The sequence below is a fragment of the Mucilaginibacter sp. genome, from assembly GCF_025359345.1.
GTDB lineage: Bacteria > Bacteroidota > Bacteroidia > Sphingobacteriales > Sphingobacteriaceae > Mucilaginibacter.
Genome location: NZ_JANYGQ010000027.1, coordinates 30,963 through 51,218, shown reverse-complemented (window position 1 = coordinate 51,218; position 20,256 = coordinate 30,963). Strand labels below are relative to the sequence as shown.

The 20,256-nt window shown below is 45.5% G+C and carries 15 protein-coding genes; 6 read left to right on the top strand and 9 right to left on the bottom strand.

The features are described from left to right. Window positions 1–248 precede the first annotated feature (248 nt). Entirely contained in the window at window positions 249–953 is a 705-nt protein-coding gene (locus tag Q0R52_RS18400; RefSeq protein ID WP_295796857.1) for a TetR family transcriptional regulator, read from the top strand. On the opposite strand, the gene Q0R52_RS18395 is transcribed toward Q0R52_RS18400, so the two are convergent. From Q0R52_RS18395 to Q0R52_RS18370, 6 genes are all read right to left on the bottom strand, one after another. Further along, on the bottom strand, window positions 921–1,184 hold the full coding sequence (locus Q0R52_RS18395) for a hypothetical protein (protein WP_295796855.1): 264 nt from the start codon (window positions 1,182–1,184) through the stop codon (window positions 921–923). The two genes, Q0R52_RS18400 and Q0R52_RS18395, sit on opposite strands and share 33 nt — an antisense overlap. A 58-nt stretch (window positions 1,185–1,242) precedes the next feature. After that, window positions 1,243–2,322, bottom strand: a complete 1,080-nt coding sequence (locus Q0R52_RS18390) for a Gfo/Idh/MocA family oxidoreductase (RefSeq protein ID WP_295796854.1) — start codon at window positions 2,320–2,322, stop codon at window positions 1,243–1,245. Between the two features lie 9 nt (window positions 2,323–2,331). Beyond that, the gene (locus tag Q0R52_RS18385; RefSeq protein ID WP_295796852.1) at window positions 2,332–3,786 is read right to left on the bottom strand and encodes a Gfo/Idh/MocA family oxidoreductase; all 1,455 of its coding nucleotides are present in this window, start codon (window positions 3,784–3,786) and stop codon (window positions 2,332–2,334) included. 29 nt (window positions 3,787–3,815) lie between these two features. Next, window positions 3,816–6,557, bottom strand: a complete 2,742-nt coding sequence (locus tag Q0R52_RS18380) for a family 16 glycoside hydrolase (protein WP_295796850.1) — start codon at window positions 6,555–6,557, stop codon at window positions 3,816–3,818. A gap of 25 nt (window positions 6,558–6,582) precedes the next feature. After that, window positions 6,583–7,851: a Gfo/Idh/MocA family oxidoreductase gene (locus Q0R52_RS18375; RefSeq protein WP_295796849.1), complete on the bottom strand. Its 1,269-nt coding sequence runs from the start codon at window positions 7,849–7,851 to the stop codon at window positions 6,583–6,585. A gap of 67 nt (window positions 7,852–7,918) precedes the next feature. Next, a complete protein-coding gene (locus Q0R52_RS18370; RefSeq protein WP_295796848.1) occupies window positions 7,919–8,635 on the bottom strand; it encodes a DUF1080 domain-containing protein in 717 nt (238 codons plus the stop codon). Between the two features lie 198 nt (window positions 8,636–8,833). On the opposite strand from Q0R52_RS18370, the gene Q0R52_RS18365 reads away from it, so the two are divergent. The 3 genes from Q0R52_RS18365 to Q0R52_RS18355 all read left to right on the top strand — a co-directional run bounded on the left by Q0R52_RS18365 (window position 8,834) and on the right by Q0R52_RS18355 (window position 11,217). Further along, the gene (locus Q0R52_RS18365) at window positions 8,834–10,099 is read left to right on the top strand and encodes an ROK family protein (RefSeq protein WP_295796847.1); all 1,266 of its coding nucleotides are present in this window, start codon (window positions 8,834–8,836) and stop codon (window positions 10,097–10,099) included. Window positions 10,100–10,133: 34 nt separating this feature from the next. Further along, window positions 10,134–10,907 (top strand): alpha/beta hydrolase, encoded by a 774-nt coding sequence (locus Q0R52_RS18360; protein ID WP_295796846.1) that lies wholly within the window; start codon window positions 10,134–10,136, stop codon window positions 10,905–10,907. Between the two features lie 169 nt (window positions 10,908–11,076). Next, window positions 11,077–11,217 carry a hypothetical protein gene (locus Q0R52_RS18355; RefSeq protein WP_252791293.1) on the top strand — a complete coding sequence of 47 codons (141 nt, stop codon included), beginning with the start codon at window positions 11,077–11,079 and terminating at the stop codon, window positions 11,215–11,217. Window positions 11,218–11,305: 88 nt separating this feature from the next. Here the strand turns inward: Q0R52_RS18355 and Q0R52_RS18350 are convergent, their stop codons facing one another. Both Q0R52_RS18350 and Q0R52_RS18345 read right to left on the bottom strand, forming a co-directional pair. Next, window positions 11,306–11,575: a hypothetical protein gene (locus Q0R52_RS18350; RefSeq protein WP_295796843.1), complete on the bottom strand. Its 270-nt coding sequence runs from the start codon at window positions 11,573–11,575 to the stop codon at window positions 11,306–11,308. Beyond that, on the bottom strand, window positions 11,575–13,110 hold the full coding sequence (locus Q0R52_RS18345; RefSeq protein WP_295796842.1) for an NAD(P)-binding domain-containing protein: 1,536 nt from the start codon (window positions 13,108–13,110) through the stop codon (window positions 11,575–11,577). The genes Q0R52_RS18350 and Q0R52_RS18345 overlap by 1 nt, the downstream gene beginning before the upstream one ends. 465 nt (window positions 13,111–13,575) lie before the next feature. On the opposite strand from Q0R52_RS18345, the gene Q0R52_RS18340 reads away from it, so the two are divergent. Together Q0R52_RS18340 and Q0R52_RS18335 are read left to right on the top strand one after the other, a co-directional pair. Beyond that, entirely contained in the window at window positions 13,576–15,141 is a 1,566-nt protein-coding gene (locus Q0R52_RS18340; RefSeq protein WP_295796841.1) for a hypothetical protein, read from the top strand. A 19-nt stretch (window positions 15,142–15,160) separates the two neighbouring features. Beyond that, window positions 15,161–15,661 carry a DUF6705 family protein gene (locus Q0R52_RS18335; RefSeq protein WP_366520917.1) on the top strand — a complete coding sequence of 167 codons (501 nt, stop codon included), beginning with the start codon at window positions 15,161–15,163 and terminating at the stop codon, window positions 15,659–15,661. A gap of 338 nt (window positions 15,662–15,999) precedes the next feature. Here the strand turns inward: Q0R52_RS18335 and Q0R52_RS18330 are convergent, their stop codons facing one another. Continuing rightward, entirely contained in the window at window positions 16,000–20,217 is a 4,218-nt protein-coding gene (locus Q0R52_RS18330) for a hypothetical protein (RefSeq protein ID WP_295796838.1), read from the bottom strand. Window positions 20,218–20,256 lie beyond the last annotated feature (39 nt).

Genomic DNA, 20,256 nt, shown 5'->3' with positions numbered 1-20,256 from the left:
CTGGTTCTTATGTTATCAATTGGTTATCGAAAAATTAATAAATTAATTGAACAACCAATCAATTTATAATTCACAAAGAAAGAATTTATAAGCAATAAAAGTTTTACGTTATTACCCTATTATTAAGCGATATTGGGGTTTATAGGCCAAAAGCTCATATAAATAAGCTATCATCCGGATTTTAAATATTTCTATTCTGCCAATTCGCAAGCCTATGAAATATCGATCATTAAAAAGCAGTAAATTAATTGAATAACCAATCAATTTATAAAATTTCAGAAATAAGATTACTTTTGAGTAGTTTAGTCGTTTCAGATATTATTAGCATGGGTAGAAAGAGCCTTAAAGAGATAAGACAATTAGAAATTATAAAGACCTTTTACAAGGTTGCTAAAAAAGAAGGTTATGAGAATACTTCTATCGCCAAAATAGCGAAAGTGATGGATATTAATCCAAGCCTTGTCAGTCATTATTTTGAAACAAAGGAGGATCTTACTTTTGCGCTGATAGATTATATACTCGAAAGATATTTGTTGATCTACACGATTAAAAATAAGGAAGAGGTTACGCTGGCTGATTTGCAAAAAACGATTGAAATGCTTTTTTCAAAAAAATGGAATTTGCTATTTGACGATGGCCTGTTTTATACTTTTTATGCTTTGGCCTTCAGGGAGAAAAAAATTAAAACAAAATATAAGGCTATACTTGATTCCCTTCGCCTTGCACTTGCCTCAATGATAGAGCAATGCAATGAAAAGCGTTTAATAAACGTTCCAACCCCAAAAACAGCGGCTGACTTAATTTTCGTACTGGTAGATGGCGCATATTTTTATCTTTCGTTAGAAAATGATAAAAAAGCATATGCCGAGCGCCTTGAATATTATAAGAATAAAGCTTACGAAATTTTGGGGATAGGTAACTCATTCAGCCCTGGAAGCACCCTGGATACGTAACTGGCGACCTAAGGCAAATACCCCAATAAACATCCATAACAAGTTGGCTACTGCATTTGGCATATCGCTATTATCAATTGCTGTAGCTACCAAACACAACCCGCCCAATATGTTCAATACCTGAAAAGTCCGCGATTCGGCCTTTATTACTTTTAAGCTTAACAATAAATAGCCCAGGGTGCATAAAACCACACCCAACCAGCCAATACTTGTTAATATAATTTGTTTCATAACGTGAGGTTAATATTGCCGGTAAATGTTATAACGCGGCAGAGGAAGGCACACCATCTTACAGGTCGATCATCTTTCCCGTTTTCACCGATTCATCGCAGGCAAAGGCAATTTTCAGGCTATTTACCGCGTCGGCAGCAGGTTCTGAAAGGTCGATATCTTCCAATATGGCCTTTAAAAAATGGCGCTGTTCACGATTACACAATTCCTGGTGGTCGGGTTCGTCTTTCAAATCTATCCACTCATTTTCCCTGGTAAACTCGTCGTCCGCATCGAGGTCTGCGTAATGCACCTTGATTGATTCGGTTTTGGTATGCGCCCTGATATTGTCTGAATTACCGGCCGATGCGGCATTTTTGGCGACAATAGAAACCGCTCCTTTAGGTCCGAATACATCCTTGATGAAAAATGCGTTGTCGCTTACCATTGGGCCCCAGCCGGCTTCATACCAGCCCACAGAACCATCTTCAAAACGGATCTGCAGATGGCCATAGTTATAATTCCACTCGGGGATATCATCTGTAAGCCTTGCACCAATGGCACTCACCTGTATTGGACGAGATCTCGTCATCTGGCACATCACGTCAATATAATGTACTGCACAATCTACGATCGGGCTCAGGCTTTTCATCAAATTGCGATGAATAGTCCATTTGTGACCATGGCTCTGCTGATTCAGGTTCATACGCATCACCAGCGGCTTACCCATTTCTCTTGCCAGTTCGGTAAACTTTTCCCAGGATGGGTGATACCTAAGAATATACCCTACCAACAGCTTTTTATTTACCTCTTCCGCAGCCGCTGCAACCCTTATCGCTCCCTCCACAGAATCAGCCAATGGCTTTTCTATAAACACATGGCAGCCTTGCTCAAACGATTTGATAGCGTAGGGCTCATGTGTATCCGGATAGGTAGAAATACAAACGGCATCCGGCTTCGTTGCGTCAAGGGCTTCATAAAAATCATCAAACAACGGATAGCCGCCGCCCAAATTTTGATTAAGCACCTCTTTGCTTTTCCCGGTAGATACCAGCCCGCATATTTCAAAGCCGGGTAAAGTATGGTAAGCCACAGCATGAGATGACCCCATATTGCCGCAGCCTACCACCAACACCTTTATATTGTTCTGTACAGACATGTTTTGCTTTTATACGCCTAAACTCCAGCCTTTGCGGTACTGGCGTTTTACAAATTGATTTACGTCGTCAAAGTTGGTAACGTTCATGTTAGTTTTATCCCACAACATTTTCATGTCCCGACCCGGATAACTTATACCACCGTTTGCATCCTTGCGTTGCACATCGGTACCCCTTATTGCGAGGTTGGCGATCAACAATGTTTCGGTAAGCGGACCAGCGATCTCAAAAGGAGAGCTCAGCTGAATCTTGCCATAACCGGCCATCGCTGCTTCGGCAAACATCGTGTAGTGCCCGTCTTCCTGCCCAACAACGCGTGGAATAGTAATGGCGGTATTATCTTCACTATTGCGCGACAAAGGAAGAAGTCTTGGGTTTTTGCCATAAGTTTCGCAAATCATCTTTCCTTTGGTGCCGATAAACAACACCCCATTATCCCCAAATCTTTCATCAGGGCCCAGTTCTTCCGGGCGCTCCGGCTTTATTCCACCGTCCATCCAGTGTACCTTTACTTCGCCTTTTGTTTTATCCGTTTTAGCAAAAGTAAGGATAACGTGACTTGAAGGGGGACAGCTTTCAGGAAAATAACCGCGGTTAAATTCGCCTACATATACACTTCCTACACTACATTCTACAGCAATCGGCGTATCCAGATCCAACACCCTGAAAGGTGGTTCAACCAGGTGGCAGCCCATATCGCCTAAAGCACCGGTGCCAAAGTTCCACCAGCCGCGCCAGTTAAAGGGCACCAGGTTATCAATATAATCCTTTTCGGGGGCGCTTCCCAGCCACAAGTCCCAATTTAATTCTTTAGGAATTTCGGTTTTGCCTGTTGGCCATGCTATTCCCTGTGGCCAAACCGGGCGGTCGGTCCAGCAATATACGGTGTGTACTTTGCCAATCTTACCAGCATTATACCATTCCTGCAATCGCCTTACGCCATCGCCCGAAGCACCCTGGTTACCCATTTGAGTCACCACCTTGTAGCGTTTTGCCGCTTCAGTGAGCATGCGCGCTTCATAAATATCGTGGGTTAAGGGCTTTTGTACATATACGTGCTTTCCCAACTGCATGGCCGCCATGGCAATCATGGCGTGGTTATGATCGGGTGTCGAAACAGTTACTGCGTCAATGTGCTTAGCTTCCTTGTCTAGCAGTTCACGGTAGTCTTTATAGTATTTTGCTTTGGGAAAGTTTTTGACTGATGTGGCCGCGCTCCGGTCGTCAACATCGCATAAAAATGCTACATCGGTCTTTCCGCCTTTCACTATGCCGCCAATATCGCTCTCGCCTTTTCCGCCGGCCCCTATGCCGGCAAGTTGCAACCGGTCGCTCGGCGCCAAAAATCCTTTGCCCCCAAGTACATGGCGGGGCACTATCATAAATCCGGCTGCTGCAAGCGCAGTTGTTTTAATAAAACCTCTCCTTGAGTTTTGAGTTATTGATTGTTCTTTATCCTCGGGCATGACTATTCTTTTGTAATTGATTTTTTATTTTATTCAGGCAATTCACGAATGTAAATATCGCGGTAATACACATGTGTTCCATGCGCCTGCAGTTCTATTTGCTCTTTAGCGAAGATAGGTTGTTTACGGTCCCAGTAATTATCCATTACTACATTGTCAACAACCAGCACACCGTTTAAGTAAACGGTAACGTTCTCCCCTTTCATAATGATATGGAAGTTGTTCCAGTCATTAATGGCATTATCAGCCAGTTTGAGTGGTTTGCTTTGATGCGCCTGGTTATTGTATAATCCGCCAGAACCCACTTGTGCACCAACACTTACCCTTGATGTATCCCATATCTGCACTTGTGGCGACCCACGCAGGTAAATACCTGCATCACCTTCTTTTTCTATTTTCCAATCCACATACATTTCAAAGTTGCGGTACTGTTTGGTGGTACATATATTTTCGCCCTCGCCGCTAAAATTAAGTACGCTGTCCTTTACGTACCAACCTTTGCGCATAATATCATCCGCCTTTTGTTGCTCTTTTGCCAGCGTCTGGGTATCCATTTTGCTGCGCTCTATCGGGTTGCCAACCAACCCTTTCCAGCCGGTAAGGTCTTTATTGTTAAACAATGGTACAAGGCCGGCATCTGCAGGCATCTCGGCGATAAACTTACGAATGGCTACTTTTTCGTAATCGCTGTCGCCGCCTTTTTTTATCTGCAGCGTTTTTTCAAGCCATTGCTTCACCTCGCTGCCATAAAAATTCTTATCAGACAGCCCGATATTTGAGACATAGTTGGCCACATCATCCTTCAATTCCGGATCGTCAAGGTATTTGCTTAAATATAGCAGTGCCGGGAAGGTTTTATTATCTGCCAATTTTTCCAGTACGAGTTTTTTCTGCGGAACGGTTTGTGCCAGTTGCATAGCATTGCGCAGGTAAATCACCTTCTCATCTGCCGGGTAACCGGATTTGCTGATCGTAGCCACATAGCCGATAATAGCCCGGTTTTTCACCCCAGGGTCATTCGTTTCTTTGGCAATCGTAAACAATTCGGGCGCGGCACTTACATCAGACCATGCCGACAGGGCCGCGATAGCCGCATGTTTGGTGGAAGCATCACCCTGGTCGAAAGCTTTTGAGATAGCAGCAAGCGACCTTTTATCACCTATGCTTGCCAGGATGTTAAAGTATACCTGTTTCTTATCCGCCGCAGCTTTGCTCATTTGCTCCAATACTACGGGGCTTTCTACCGACTTATCCTTCATCTGCCCGATAGCCGCAATAATGGCTGCAGATATATCTGATGTTTCATTTGCCTGGGTTGACGAAGAAAGTAAAACAAATAATTGATTCAAGTTATCTTCACCTGCCAGTTGCTTTAAGGATGCATAAGCCGCCGCGCGAACTTTAGGATCGCTACTATTTAATAATAGTATTATTCCGTCTATCTTATCATGAGCGCCCCGCGCAGCCAATACGTTAATAAGCGCTACCTGTACATCGGCAGGCATCTCGGGCAAAACGTTCGCTACTTTGGCAACAACAGTGGTTCCCTTCATAATCAGGAGCGCGTTTTGTACCGCGGTAATTTCTGCGGCGTTGCCGGTTTTCATTACCTGCAATAAATTGCTGAGGTACCTGTCCTGCCCTATTTTACCTGTTGCCGTAATAGCAGCAACCACCACCCCGCTATCCTTACTGTTTAATTGCGCTAATATTGCAGGCAATGCCGAAGCGGCCTTATTATCGCCCAGCATTTTAATGATGGCAGCTTTTTCCCCGTCGTTAGCTATGCTTAATTCTTTTGCCCATAAAGCAGTATTAGTTGGGTTGAGGTAGGGCGCCGCAAATTTTAAAGCGGCTTCCCGGTATTGCGGATTATTGTTCCTCGCGGCATCGATCAGCAATGGGGTGCTTTTGGCTCCCTGCATGTCGGCCAGTAATTTCAAAGCGGCTGTATGCGTTTGCTCCTGGTTAGCCAAGCCTGCTTTTGACGACAGGGTCTTAGCCAGGCGGGCTGCAACTACCACATTCTTTTTTGCTAAATTTTTGATGTACAACAGGTAGGCAGATGTGGCGTTGGTTTCATCGTAAGTAAACCCGGCCTTCTGGGCTGCATTAGCCATCAGGTTGATCGATACCGGGTCGGCTATATTAGCCAATGCGTATAGCGCCACCTTATCCTGCTTTTTGTCTTTGCCTATCAGTTCTGATATACTTTTTACGGCGTCAGCATTCCGGATATCGCCCAGGGCCTCTACTAGTGATAACCTGCATGCGCCCTGCGAACCTCTTAAGGCCAACAATAAAGTCCCTTTCGCCGCTGGCGAACCGATCTTTACCAAAGCACGCGCAGCAGGATCGCAAAGGCGTTCATCGCCCAGGTATTTTTTAAGGATGAGAATAGCATCATCCTTACCTGTAACCTGTAACTGGCTGATGATAAATGCCTGGTTTTCTTTGTCGGCCGATTTAGCCAGCGCTTTGCCATAGGCTTTTACCGCCATGGCGCGCCACAGCTCTTTACCCGGTTGCGTAACATAGAACGAAAAGCCGCTGATGGCATCGAATATCTTGGTATTATCTGCCTGCCCTGTTGGCTGCAGCATGCCCAACATATTTACTATGCCCGCTTCTCCAAGCTGCGCAGTTGCAACAGCATTAGCATTTAATTCAGATGCATTGTTTGCCGGTTCCTTATCAAGTATAGATTGCTGCGCCTGTACCGAAGCAACAAACGGCAGCAAAAAGGCTATTGTGATAAATATTTTCCTCATGATTGTGGTTTAAAATCGTTAAACATTAAATGGTCCAGGGGCCGCGAAGTGGTGGAAAGATCAAGCGGTTTGCGCCTTCATCATCAATAAACTCCTGCTTCACAGGGTCAAATTTTAACGAACGACCTAAACGCAGCGCTACCAGCCCCATATTAATGATGGTGCATGAGCGGTAACCGTTTTCCTCATTCAATGCAAATTTTTTCCGGGTCTTTACCGCATCAATAAAATCGGTAACCTGTGGCTCGGGGTCGGGAAATTCAGACAGTTTCCGCTCCAGGTCAGGGATGTCAGATTTAAACCCGGGATATAGCTTTCCTTTGGGTCCTTCTATGTATGGCACGTTATCAACTGTTCCTTCACCATCCAATATAATTTTACAGCCATCAGCATAAGTGTAGGTTATTTTCCTCCAGGTGCCTACGGCATCCATATTTTGCTGCGGGGCATCTATTTCAACACTTATCGGGCTGGTATTATCCTTCCCTAAAAAGTATTGAACGGGATCTAAATAATGCTGCCCCATATCGCTCAGGCCACCGCCATCATAATCCCAATAACCTCTAAATGTCTGGTGCACGCGGTGCGGGTGGTAAGGCTTATAAGGCGCAGGGCCCAGCCATGTTTCATAATCCAGTTCGGGAGGAACGGGCATTGCGGGCAAATTGGTTTTGCCAACCCAGTAAAACTTCCAGTCGAAACCGGTATGGCGACCAACGGTTACCGTCAATGGCCAGCCCAGCATTCCGCTTTCTACCAATTTTTTTATAGGCTTTACGGTAGTTCCCATGCCGTAAAAATTATCTTCAAAACGAAACCATGTGTTCAGCCTGAAAATGCGGCCATGCTGCTGCACTGCTTCCATCAGGCGCTTTCCTTCGCCTATGGTATGTGTCATTGGCTTCTCGCACCAAATATCCTTTCCTGCCCTTGCTGCATCGGCGGCTATAATGCCATGCCAGTGCGGCGGGGTAGCAACGTGTACAATATCAACTTCCGGCATTTGAATAAGCTCGCGGTAATCGCTCATTGTTTTAGCGCCGTTATTCAGCATGCCGGCAACTTCCTGCAAGTGGTTTTTGTCGACATCGCAAATGGCAACCACTTTAGTGCCGCCGTAAGGGATATGGTTGCGGCCCATGCCGCCAACGCCGATGATGCCTTTAGTCAGGTGATCGCTTGGAGCAAGATAACCTTTGCCCAAAACAAAGCGCGGCACTATAGTAAATGCTGCCGCCGCGATAGCCGACTTTTTTATGAAATCGCGCCGGGTATTTATTATTGGTTCTTTCATGGTTATTAATGGGTAAGTAATGGTTTTATAAAAAATATATCATTTTTATTTCACAGACTTAACAGGATTACAACTCCCTGATCATGATGTGCCTGTAAAAAGCTTTATCACCATGATCCTGCAAAGCAATCTCGCCGGTTTTGGCTTTACCATAATCCGGGTAATCCTTCCATTTACCTTCAGTACGCTTTTTGTTCCAGTCGTCGGTCCAGGCCTCAAACTCAACTATCTTTTTGCCGTTCAACCAATGTTCCACATGGCCGTTGTTAAAAATGATGCTGCTGGTGTTCCACTCACCTACCGGCTTTAGCTTTTTATTGCTGTTTGCAACATGCATGGCATAGTCGGCGCCTGCTTGTTGCCATTCTTCCAGCTTCTGCGGAAAATTAACATCATCTATAACCTGGTATTCGGGGCCTGTTTCGTACGGAGCATGATATTTCGCACCTTCCTGCACATGATACATTACACCGCTATTGCTGCCCTTGCTCACTTTCCACTCCCATTTCAATTCAAAATTAGCAAACTTCTTATCAGTAACTATATCACCTCCCGATGCATCTTTTGCGGCACCCAGGCATACCAGGGCGCCATCTTCAATATCCCAGTTTTTAACGGGTGTTGTTTTATTGTAGCCATGCCAGCCATTTAAGGTTTTGCCATCGAAAAGACTTATCCAGCCGCTTTTTTTGTTCGATGCAGGGGTTTTGGTTTTAGAGACAGTAAATGCCAGGGAAGCAATAACCACCGCTAACGCTACCGTTAACTTAAATTGATTTTTCATGTTTGGTTTAATTTAGTTTTAGTTGGTAAAATTTTCTTAAATGCATTTTTTAAGAAAATAAAAATCAATTATATAAAAAATAATCAAAACAAATTATTAAAATGTAATTATTTATATAAATATATTTAACTTTACTAAAATTTTTATAAAAGTACTTTTAAAATAACCGGTAGTACTACTAAATTGCACATGCATACTATGAATTCAAGCCCCCTTAAGTCGATACTCGTAGATAAAACTTATTTAGACGAGCTGAGTAATATTGAGCGGAAAAAATATTTGCAAAAGGTTAAGTTTTTAAAATATATACATGCCGAGGGCCCACAATCGAACGCCAGTTTGAGTAATTTTCTGAATTTAAGCTTACCCACTTCAATAACGCTGATAAACGAACTTATTGAGGAGGATTTAATAGAAAGAAAAGGAAGAGGTGAATCTGTTGGCGGAAGAAAGCCTGATCTGTATGCGCTAAAGGATAATTCATTCTATATCCTTTGTATCGATATGGAACGATTTAAGATCAAGATGGCCATTTTCGATAATAACAATAACAATATTACCGGTGTACAAAGCTTTACATTCCCAATAACACAAGAGGTAACTGCCGTAAACCAGCTTTATAATATTGCGCAGGATCTGATGAAGGCCTCGAAGATCGATCAGTCTAAATTGATCGGGATAGGGGTCGACATGCCGGGCCTGGTTGATACAGCGCTGGGCGAGAATTATACCTACCTATTTTCGGGAAAAGAATCTAAAAGCCTGAAAGATACCTTAGAAGAAAAGTTCAATAAACCGGTTTTCATTCAAAATGATGTTAAGAGCGCAACGCTTGCAGAGTCGCGTTTTGGGCTGGCTAATAATAAAAAGGATGTGTTGGTGCTGTTAATGGACTGGGGTGTTGGTTTAGGTGTAATTATGGGCGGAAAATTGCAAAACGGAACCTCAGGCTTTTCAGGCGAATTTGGGCATATCCCTTTTGTTGAAGATGGCGCCTTATGTTATTGCGGCAAACGCGGATGCCTGGAAACGGTGGCCTCGGGCATTGCACTGGCAAAAATGGCCAAGGAGGGTATAAAATCTGGCCAGAACTCAATTTTGGATAAACTATCGGACCAGGAAATAGACAAAATAGAACCGCAATTGGTTATTGATGCGGCAAACCGCGGCGATCAGTATGCCATTAGTATATTGGCTGATATCGGCATAAAACTGGGCCGGGGTATAGCTATCCTGATTCAACTATTTAACCCGGAGCTGATTATACTGGGTGGAAAAATGGCTGAAGCAAAGCAATATATAACTATCCCGATCCAACAATCAATTAACACGTATTGCATGACGCAGATGCGGGAAAAGGTTGATGTTGTTTTATCAAAACTCGGGCAGGATGCAGCTATAATGGGCACGGTGGGATATGCTATTGAGAAAATTTTAGACCAGCAGATACTTTTAGCATCCTGATACCTTCTTTACCTTTGCACCTCAAAAGATCAGCATGGGACTTATAAAAATTAATGGTATTCAGCTTTTTGTTGAAGTTAAAGGGGCTGGGTTCCCAATTATATTAATACATGGCGTGGGTGGAAACCACCAGGCACATTTAAGAAATGTAATTGGGCCGCTGTCGAAAACCTTTAAAACTATTGCGTTTGATTGTCGTGGTCACGGGCAATCAGACAAACCGTTAGAGTATACCATAGAAGACCATGTGAACGATGTTTTGGGAATCATGGATCATTTCGGACTCGAAAAAGCGCATTTGCTGGGCGTCTCCATGGGTAGTTATATTGCCCAACTGGTTGCCATTACCACCCCGGGACGTATCGATAAGCTGATATTAACAGTTACCAAATCAAACGGACTCACCTCGTCTATTCAGCGCTTATTCAAAGAAAACGAAAAAGAGATTGAAGGCCTGGATATGCACGCAACCATTTTGAAGCTTTTGAAATATATGGTGTATGATCCTGAGCTGATGAAAAATCATTTGGAGATATTTGAGACCACACTAAGCCCCGAACAGTTCGCCGCTGCCAACAAAGCTATAGGTGCTTTCGATTTCAGAAACCTGCTCTCAAAAATAACAGCAAAAACGCTGGTAATTAGTGGAAAATATGACGGGCTGAACCCACCGGCCGACGGAAAGGAAGTGGCCTCGCTAATTAAAGATGCGACATTTGTTGAGATGGAATATTCCGGGCATGCACCAACGTTTGAGGAACCACAAACCTATATCAATATAGTTGAGCGTTTTTTGTTAGGTAAGTAAAATCGCCCCGCTTAACTCATTTTTTTAATAGCATTACCAGCAATTTTTTTTCGCTTAGTACGTCTTGTATACTAAAATATACATACCGAACCCCGTTTGGCCGATGGATGTGCTCATTTTAGAATTGGCACTATATTTACTATGTATAGTTCAGCAAAACATTTAAACTATGAAAGCGAAATCAACTAAAACCACCGACTTACTAAAATCAATCGATCAGCAATTGAGAGCGATCCTTAGAAAAGATATCAGGAAAATTGAAGATGCAAATGTGCGGCAAGCTGCATTCCTGCAGCTGATTGGAGCTTAGTATCAAAAAATATTATTAAAACCATCTACCAATGGGATTGAAGCGTTCGTAAGAACGCTTTTTTTGTTTCCGGCATTTTGGTTGAAAATTATAATTTGGGGATCGGCTGGCCGCTATAGGGAGTTTCCAGCGCGTTCTTTATTCGGGTGAGGCGGTGCATTGCCCTGCCGCCATCGCTGTTCAATAACATGGTTTCAATGTTCCGCTTTACGGCTTCCGCTACATCCAGTTGGGTGGAGGCGCGGTCGAGGCGAAGGGTTTCGGGTAATGTGGCGGTTTCGAAATAGGTTATTAGTTCCTGTGGGGTCATGGGGGCAAAGGTATTAAAAGCATGCAGCGCATGAAAAAATACCGCCATTAAATATTTTCAATAAGCTGCTGCAGTCCCGTGTTTTCTTTTAAAACACCGGCTACGGCTTTCAGCTGGTTTAATTGCTCATCACTCAAATCGCTGATGCTGTTAACTTTACCGGCGTTGTTTTTCAAATAAACCGCTTTGGCACCAGGCATGCTGCCGTGGCCCTGCAACCTGAATTGCAATGGCAGCAGCGGGCCAAAAAGGAGCGAGCCTGCAAGGTCGGGGAAGGCATTAAGGTCGGGTTCAAAACCGGCGGCATTTGCCACCAGGCCAGCCATTTCATGCAGGCCGGGCATTCCCCGGTCTTTTATCGTCTTGAAACCAGCTATCCAATCAAGCATCTCAGCCGCACTTGCTGCCGGGATATGGTTACTCCAGGTGCCCGTGATCCACCGCGCCTGCAATTCGAGCGAGGGAAAGAACGAGCCTGATTGTAAATACTGGCCTATAAAAGCAAGGTTAGGGAATGAGGGGTGGAAAGTATATTTATACAGATCGAGGTGCTGATCGCCGGTGTTGATAGCCTGGTATATTTCGGAGCTCAGAAAAGGAAGGTTCAGCTCATAGCCTGTAGCAAAAATTACATCATCTATCTCTTCTTCCGTTCCATCGGCAAATACTACACTGCGTGCATTAAAATGGTCCACATTCAGCTTTTGCGTAATGCGTTTTTTTTGTACCTGCGCCAGGTACCCGTCAGATACGGTTACGCCGGCTTCCAGGATATTTTCGGCTGGTTTAAGGCCATCAAAATCTGCGGGATTGCCGCACGATTTAATGATAAACTCTTTAAGCCTTTGGGCGCCTGCACCGGGAGGGAATGCATTTGCCGCTAAACTTCTGAAGCGCGTATATAGCTGATGGTCTCCCGGTTCGCCGTTTATCAATTTGGTTACCACATATTTGGGCTTCCGGCACGAAGATATTACCGTTACCGATTCATTTAACGACAGATCGGCCGCCAGGTCGGAGCCTGTTACCCGGTTGCCTACTACCAGCACACGCCTGCCGCCGAAGTCGGCATTGCTGCGGTAGTTGAAGGCATGCGATACCCGCCCGGTAAATTTATCAAGCCCGGCCGCCTGCGGTATATGCGGTTTATTGAAACGGCCCGAAGCCACAATTACCCGGTCGAATATTTCTGACCGGGGCCCGTTTTGTTTGGGGGTGTAAGTAAGCTTATACCCTTTGCCGGCAAGGCATTCAAGCTGGTTTACAGTAGTGTTGAGTTTAATGCAGGGCAACAGGCCGAAATTTTCCCGGTAATCATCGAGGTACTGCTTTACCACCGCATGTGATGGGTAGAGCTCGGTATCTTCCGGGAAAGGCATATCCGAGAAGGCCGTAAGGTATTTGCTGGAGTTGGTATGCAGGCTATCCCACACGCCGCTTAGCCCGGGGGCCTGTGTCCACTGTCCGCCTGTTTCCTTTCCCTGCTCAAAAAGCGTAACATCGAATCCATCGTATAACGCCCATTTTAGCGCCGCTAAACCCGATGGCCCGCCCCCGATAATGGCGAGTTTATTCAATTTCATAATTGTTTTATGTTTTGCATGCATACGCCCTAAAATAGGCAAAGGTGAGCATATCGAAAAATTGATGGCTGATTTTAAGTTTCACGATTAAATTAGCCAAAACGGATGCCCGCGGCTGCATAGTAAAGATTTTTTATAGTGAAGAGCCTCAAATATGCCGTAGATGGATCTATAGAAAACTAAATGCTCAATCTAAGGCTTTTTAGATTAATAAGGTTGAAGACGCGCGAAATGTCGAACCTTTAGAGGATTTGAAAAGTATTAATACTGTACATCTCAGGCGATCTGTTATAAGGCAAATATTATGGCGGCTATACAAAATAAACACAGAATTAGTTGTCAAAATGTAACACTTTTGTTACATATCGACTAATCTTTTACCCGTAGCTTGGCGACATTCTAAACCTTATAACACACTGTATGAGAAAAAAACACACTAGGCCTTTATTCGTTAAATTGTGTGCTGTGACCGCTATTCTTGCTGTAGCGTTGATAGTTCATAGTTGCCGAAAAGAAAACAAACACGATTCACCGTCAATGCCCGAAATTGCTGCGGCCAAAGCCTGGTATGAAAATACTTATCCTGCTAACGGTAGCACAAGCGGCAAACTATTAACCCAGAGTGCAGGAGAACACCATGACTTAAGCCAATGGATTAAGCCGGACTGGCAGCATGTTGAAATGTATACACGGTTAGGCAAGAGTGTTATAGAATTGCCGATTGAACCAAGTGCAAAGTTTGGACTAACCCTGCAATTCGGTACGAGGCGTGTGGACCCGATCTATAGCCGCAGTTATTTCCTGCTTATAAATGACGGTCAGAAATACAACGCCTACGTCCTAACCATAATCGCCGATTCAAGCTATGTAAACAATGACGTTAGTAAATTAACACACAATACGTATCGCAAGCACGATCCGGATTTTAGTGGTAGCGTGCTATATTTCACACCGACGGGAGCCTATTTGGGAGGATATGCCTATAAAAATGGGCAAATCATAACTCCCACCACAGATGCCGGGACAGACGCAGTTCAGAAAGTGCAAAGCATTAGTTCCGGGAAGTTGACGCCAAATACTATGGTTCAAGTATGTACTGATTGGTACATCGCTTATTTCACCGATGGCGTCTTCCAGTATGCCACCTATTTGACGACAACCTGTAAAAGTGTCGATGACGGCAATACCACGCCCGGCGGTGGCAATGGTGGAAGTCCTCCTCCGCCTCCGCCGCCATGCCCTCCCGGCAGCCATACGGGGCCGCCAGTGGTACACCCATGCACGGTGCAGGCGGTGGAGTCAATCAACGATGGACTAAAAATTAACAATATACCCGCGCCTCCGCCTGATGGAATGCCGCCTCCGCCATCACAAACACCGTGCGTGGTAGATGCACCAGCTAAGCCCTGCCCGCCTGACCCGTGTGCGCAGGCAAAAGCCCTTGCATTAGATGCGAAGTTTAAGTCAGAAATGGCCGATTTGCAATCGAAAACCGGATTGGCAAAGGAAGTGGGCTATATGATTAATGCAGACGGAACCTACACCTACAAGGAGGGGGTAGATGGGCAAGCCTATATTGACTTAAATCCAACCACTCCGCTTGCCGGCTTTTTACACTCGCATTATGGCGGAACCGATAACTTTCCAACTTTTTCAGGAACCGACGTGAAGGCGATATACGATTTACAGCAACTAGGTAAGGTAGCGGATATTTCAAAATTTACCGCCGCAGTGGTTACCCCGACCGGCTCCTATATCATGAAAATAAACGACCCGACTAAATTTGCGGCCTTTGCTGCTACGAACTTTAGTACCGCTGCGAAATTTCAAAATTTTCAATATTATTACTTGAACAGCCAGGCTGCAAACCAACATGTATTGGGCAAAGATTTTGTAACATCCTATGAGTTGGCGTTACTGACGGTCTTAAAAGATTCCGGCATTACACTATTAAAGGGTAATAGTACGTTCACAACCTGGAATACTGAATCAAATACCGGCAACGCAATCGTCGTCACCACCTGTAATTAACAATTAAGAAACCACCAACATGAAAAAATATTTCGCCGTTATACTGTTGTTAATGACAACATTCTGCTTAAAAGCCCAACCACAAAGGAAGTACTACACCGAGGTTAATTTGAATAAATTTGTCGGGGAATGGGTTTATACTAATGGAAGTACAATCTTTAAAATAACCCTGATGAAGGAAAAGTTTTTTGTTAAGGGTGCCGACCTTTACATGGACATGATTCGTGGCAATTATACGCTCACGAAAGATGGGAAAGTTATTCAGTCTTCAAGTAAGGATACGACGATAAGGAGCGGTCATTTGGTTGATAAAAACAAATCGCTTAAAGCGATTACATTTTCCTTTTTAGATTTAGGGAGAGACTCTAAAAGCTGTAAAGTGCTATTTGAGTTATTGGAGGGCGATTCCAATAAAGCCAAGTGGACGTTGAGCAATACTGAACATATTGTCGTTGGGAATGAACATTTTGACCCTACATTTTCAGTACCGGCAAATATGGTACTAACGAAAGTTAACTGAACATTTAGATGCGAACCTGGCAGATCAGACTCGCGTAAGCGAGTATGGCGCAGGCTCCCATATAGAGCCTGCGTTGCTGTAAGAAGGCTTAGCGGAAAAACTTGCAATCCGTCCCTGCGCTAACACTTATGGCCCTACCCCGCCCGGGCAAGTGCCCACACTTGACTGAATGACGTTATGAGCGTCTTCGCTAACGAAAGGAGGTTGCCCCCTAATTTGAAGGTTTTTTAGGAATTTGGATTGATTCGACAATTAGTGGTCTGGATCGCGAGCGAAGACGCTCGCAAAGGTACTCATCCAAGCGGGGACGCTTGGATGAGCGGGTAAACAAGATCATTCTAGAAACCCAATGCGCTGACGGTCGAGATGGCTGAATCCAGACTGACCTCGCGCGAACGGTTGACCTTATATTGGAAATCCATTTTCTCTATCATATACAGCAGGTAATTCCAGTCCGGAGCATGCGCATCAATTTTCGTCTGTAGAGCGGATCTTACCACTTCCAGGTTTTCCGACGAATAAAGGGAAAGGTAGAAGAGTGCGTCCAATATGGCACCATCGATCCGGTTGAACACGTCCATTGTATTTTCCGGAAGCAAACTGTATTCCAGCAGTTCCATCAGCTTTGGTAAATAGGCGAGGTCGGACAGATTGTTTAAATGCCGGAACCAGCCGTCATGACGGTCAGCCACGCGTGGTTTGCTTAATATGCTATTCGCGTAATAAACAAATCCTTCCAGGCTGCCCATTTCAGTTAGCCGTCTGGCGGCCTGTATCTTTTCTTTTGGATCTTCTTTGGAGTGCTGGATGGCATGCAAGGCGACCACCAGTTCTGTTTGTAAACGGCCACTCTTTAATAGGTCGGCTAGGTCCCAGCGCATAGGCTGGTCACCGAGTTGGCGAAACACTTCCATCAGACCTTCCTGATCATCCGTCGCCTCAAGGTATTTACCGGCGATAACCGTGCCCGCCGATTGCATGTCATTCAGCCGTACCAAGTCGTTTTTGATGGCTTCATAAATGCCGCTAAGGCTATGGCTAATGGCGTAAGCTGCATTGTTAGACCACACCTGCTCAATGGTAATGCCGTTTGCTAAGTTGTTTTGCACCTTTTTTTCCGTCGCCTCTAGGCCTGCTTGCTTTTCAATCGGCCTAAAAGGTTCCTCATTGTCGCCCTGGCTATAGTCGGCGAACAACGTAAATTCCAGCAATTTTTCATCCGGCAGGATAATACCCAGCGTCTTAATAAAATACCACATGATCAAAACGTGCGTATCGATATTTCCATTGGGATGGATCGCCTTACCTATCGGGCGCTCAGTAACCTTGCGGTTCACCCATTCTGTAATGATAGCCAGTTGCGCATCGCTCAACTTTACCGGGCGGCGGTTCTTTAATTCTCCATAGATCGCCTCTATGCGGTAATCTTCAAATCCGGGAGTTTCCGTCAGGAAAGTCTTTACATCCTCTGCGCTTACCGCGCCAAACTGGTAGTCGCGCAGCAGGTCGGCTACCACATCGGTGACGCTTTTCGGAAAGTACAAATCAGAATCTTTTTCATACTGATTGGCAAAATCCCAGACTTGGTTAAAATTTACCTCTTCTTTACCGATCTCCTTCCAGAAGCGTTCAAGCCCGGCTTTCATGCCGGCTTCATCAAATAGCAGATCAAAGCTGTCCTGTTCATGCTGGTCCCTTTTGCGCTGACGCTCCAGGTCCGGCCCGGTATGCATCGTGAGTTGCGCCTTTTCCAGCAATAGTCCTGTAAACGCCTCCACACTATCTTCATGCCCGCTCTGCCGGCTATGATATTCCGCCGAATGGTGAAAGCTGCGTAAAGCCTTTTCGGTCAGCTGTCCTGTAATAAACTGTTCGGTGATGAATTCCGCCGATTCTTCGTCGATCAGGAAGCTCAGCAGCAATTCCCGTTCAAAGTTAGATGTGATATCTTTCTGGTAAACAGCCTTAAAGGCGGCGAACAAGGTTTCTGTCCGCTCAAAGAATTCCCGGAATATTTTCAAGTAATCTGTCCCACCCGATTTACTGTAATTGACATATAGTTGCAGTATTAGGTCGAACAGGCTGACATCCTGTTCATACAAATTGGCGGCCCGCTGCACCGCGCTTTGCAGCACTTCCTTTTTGTCGCTGTAATAGCGGTAATTCGGGTCATGCGGCTCGCGGAAGAATTCCAGAACCGTCCGGATGCCAGCTGACTGGTGCATTTTTAGCAGGCCCGCTTTTAGCTGGGCTGTTTCGTCCCACAGCGAACTGCGGTTAGCCGTCTCCGTTCGACTGCCCGCAATGCGGACGCCTTCCAGGAAGACATCGATATAATTTTCCGTAAAGCCGGATTTGTTCAATAGTACATACAGCGATGCCCGAAAATAAGGCTCCTTGCGCTCCCTGAATTTATCAACCAGGATCCTTACCGTCGCTGCATCGGCGAGCCCAAGGTTGGCTAGCACATGAATCGTGGCATATACGGCTTCTCCGTTTTCGTCAACCTCGTAAATAAAGGCAAGGATCAATTGCCTTACCGCTGCCTGTTCTGCAGGCGACAGCTTAAAATGGTCCAGCAGACCCAGTGCGCTCAGCCGGTTGACCAAGCTTTTTGATACGTCTGCAATCACGCTTTTCAGCAGTTCGAGTGAGGCCGGCGTGTCTCCGAAATGCCCGAGTTCTGCTTCAGTGAATTTGTTTGAACGCACGTGCAGCCCATTTATTTGAAAGTGCTCAAAAATCGTCGAAAACACGCGAAACCGCGTGGCGTCGTCTACCCGTTCGCCTTCAAATTTTATCAGCGCATCAGGCTCTATGGCGATTAGCCAGTCAAGTAACTCCTTGCGCTGCTCCTCACCCGCGACACTGATCAGGAAGGACAGAGTATTTAACCACCCAGGTTTAACCTGCAAATAATCGGGGTAAAAAGCGACCAGCGCTTTTACCTGCTCCAATCGCAGGCCGGTCATCCCATTAGCCGCGAAATACTCTTGGATATTATTATGCTCAAATGACCAGTTGCCTTTATGCCGCAGCACGATAAAAGTATTTTCCAGCAGGTTTCGGTTCGCTGATTCCGATATGGTTTGTTCCATTTCGGCATCCGTCAGGTAATTGCGGCCCAGAAACTCCATGACCAAAGCAAGTCTAGTCAGTAGCCTGAAGATCGCCTCCTGGTCATCCGGCTGCCCCCCGGAGGTCACCGGTGCATTTTCGATTTTAAGTCGGATGGCTTCGCGGAATACTTCTGCCCTTCCGGCCTGCAGGCTCTTTTCTTTGGCATAGACCGCCGCCAAAATATTCAGGAAGAACGGTTTGGTCAACAGGTCCTGATAGCCATTGTCATAGGCCTCCCGGTAAAAGGCTTCGCCGTTTTGGTCCTGCTCATTTAATGTGCGCACAATATCCTGATAGCTAATGCCATTAATATGGCTGAGCCCGAAACCTGCCAGTAAACCCGAGCCGGCGCCTTCTGCCAGTTCGTAAAAATTGGTGCGGCAGGACACCACGATCGAGCTTTCGGGATATTGTTCCGAGAATAGGTTGATCTGCCGCACCGCGTCCTTAAAAAATTCAGGTTCGACCTCATCCAGCCCGTCCAGCACCACCAACGCCACTGGCTCAGGCAGGCTCTGAAATTCAACCGGCAGAAAATCTTCCATAGCTTCTCCCTGGTATTGGTTCAGCCGTTTAAAGACCGGGATGAGCGAAGTGCCGGGGTCGAGGTAATGATCCACCAGCTTGCCCAGCTCGGTGGATTTACCCGATCCTGCGTTCCCTAAGACCACCAATCTTTTTTCTTCCAGCACCAATTGGGTTAAGGCTTTTTTGTCCCAGTCGCCGAAAAATAGGTTCGCGATTGGGTCGGGATCTTCCAAGCTTACCGTCCGCGGGATCGGCCGCTCCACTTCCGGAAAGTCCTCGGTTAGCACCGCCAAGGCGATGGCCGGTCCTACTTCAGGCGGTGCCGCCACTTTAGCTAGGAACATATCTTTCAGACCCTTATTGAAAGCTTCGATCTTTTCCTCAATCAGCGGGATCATTTCGCGATCCAGCTGATCGGTCAGATCAACCGGGTTTTTATAACTATTCACCCAGCCTGACGGCTGGATTCTCCGCTTAAAAGCGACTACTTTATCATAATCTTCTTTTTTTGCGGCGTCTGAAGGTGTCCTTACCCTCTTAAAGAACATATACATCTCTATGTCCGCCCCTTCATCTTTCTTTTGTACTGCGATTGTAAATTCTTCTTCCGTTCCTGAGCCAAAAGCATTGCCATTCTCATCCATCGTAGGCGTACCGAAACGCAGCCCCAATATCCCGATATAAAAATCATAGTCGTTAAAGTTCACGTTGATCACGCTTTGCGGACGCACACGGTCAAAGGGCGCCACAATGTTTTTCCAGAACAAGGGCACCAGCATGGCCGGTTTCCGGCGGCGGTCGAGCCCGGCCTCGGAATTTTTCAGAAAATCTACAATGCGTTTCCGTTCCTTATCGACATCGCCGGGACAGGAAATGAAAAGCTTGAACTGTGGTACAGATTGAGGCATACTCAAGTTTATTGAATACGCAAGTTCTGAAAAAATCAC

What these genes read in the sequence shown, in the direction of transcription:
- Q0R52_RS18345 (WP_295796842.1), bottom strand. Translation starts at nt 13,110, where the DNA reads ATGAAATTGAATAAACTCGCCATTATCGGGGGCGGGCCATCGGGTTTA.
- Q0R52_RS18390 (WP_295796854.1), bottom strand. Translation starts at nt 2,322, where the DNA reads ATGTCTGTACAGAACAATATAAAGGTGTTGGTGGTAGGCTGCGGCAAT.
- Q0R52_RS18380 (WP_295796850.1), bottom strand. Translation starts at nt 6,557, where the DNA reads ATGAGGAAAATATTTATCACAATAGCCTTTTTGCTGCCGTTTGTTGCT.
- Q0R52_RS18330 (WP_295796838.1), bottom strand. Translation starts at nt 20,217, where the DNA reads ATGCCTCAATCTGTACCACAGTTCAAGCTTTTCATTTCCTGTCCCGGC.
- Q0R52_RS18385 (WP_295796852.1), bottom strand. Translation starts at nt 3,786, where the DNA reads ATGCCCGAGGATAAAGAACAATCAATAACTCAAAACTCAAGGAGAGGT.
- Q0R52_RS18375 (WP_295796849.1), bottom strand. Translation starts at nt 7,851, where the DNA reads ATGAAAGAACCAATAATAAATACCCGGCGCGATTTCATAAAAAAGTCG.
- Q0R52_RS18370 (WP_295796848.1), bottom strand. Translation starts at nt 8,635, where the DNA reads ATGAAAAATCAATTTAAGTTAACGGTAGCGTTAGCGGTGGTTATTGCT.
- Q0R52_RS18395 (WP_295796855.1), bottom strand. Translation starts at nt 1,184, where the DNA reads ATGAAACAAATTATATTAACAAGTATTGGCTGGTTGGGTGTGGTTTTA.
- Q0R52_RS18335 (WP_366520917.1), top strand. Translation starts at nt 15,161, where the DNA reads ATGAAAAAATATTTCGCCGTTATACTGTTGTTAATGACAACATTCTGC.
- Q0R52_RS18350 (WP_295796843.1), bottom strand. Translation starts at nt 11,575, where the DNA reads ATGGCGGTATTTTTTCATGCGCTGCATGCTTTTAATACCTTTGCCCCC.
- Q0R52_RS18365 (WP_295796847.1), top strand. Translation starts at nt 8,834, where the DNA reads ATGAATTCAAGCCCCCTTAAGTCGATACTCGTAGATAAAACTTATTTA.
- Q0R52_RS18355 (WP_252791293.1), top strand. Translation starts at nt 11,077, where the DNA reads ATGAAAGCGAAATCAACTAAAACCACCGACTTACTAAAATCAATCGAT.
- Q0R52_RS18360 (WP_295796846.1), top strand. Translation starts at nt 10,134, where the DNA reads ATGGGACTTATAAAAATTAATGGTATTCAGCTTTTTGTTGAAGTTAAA.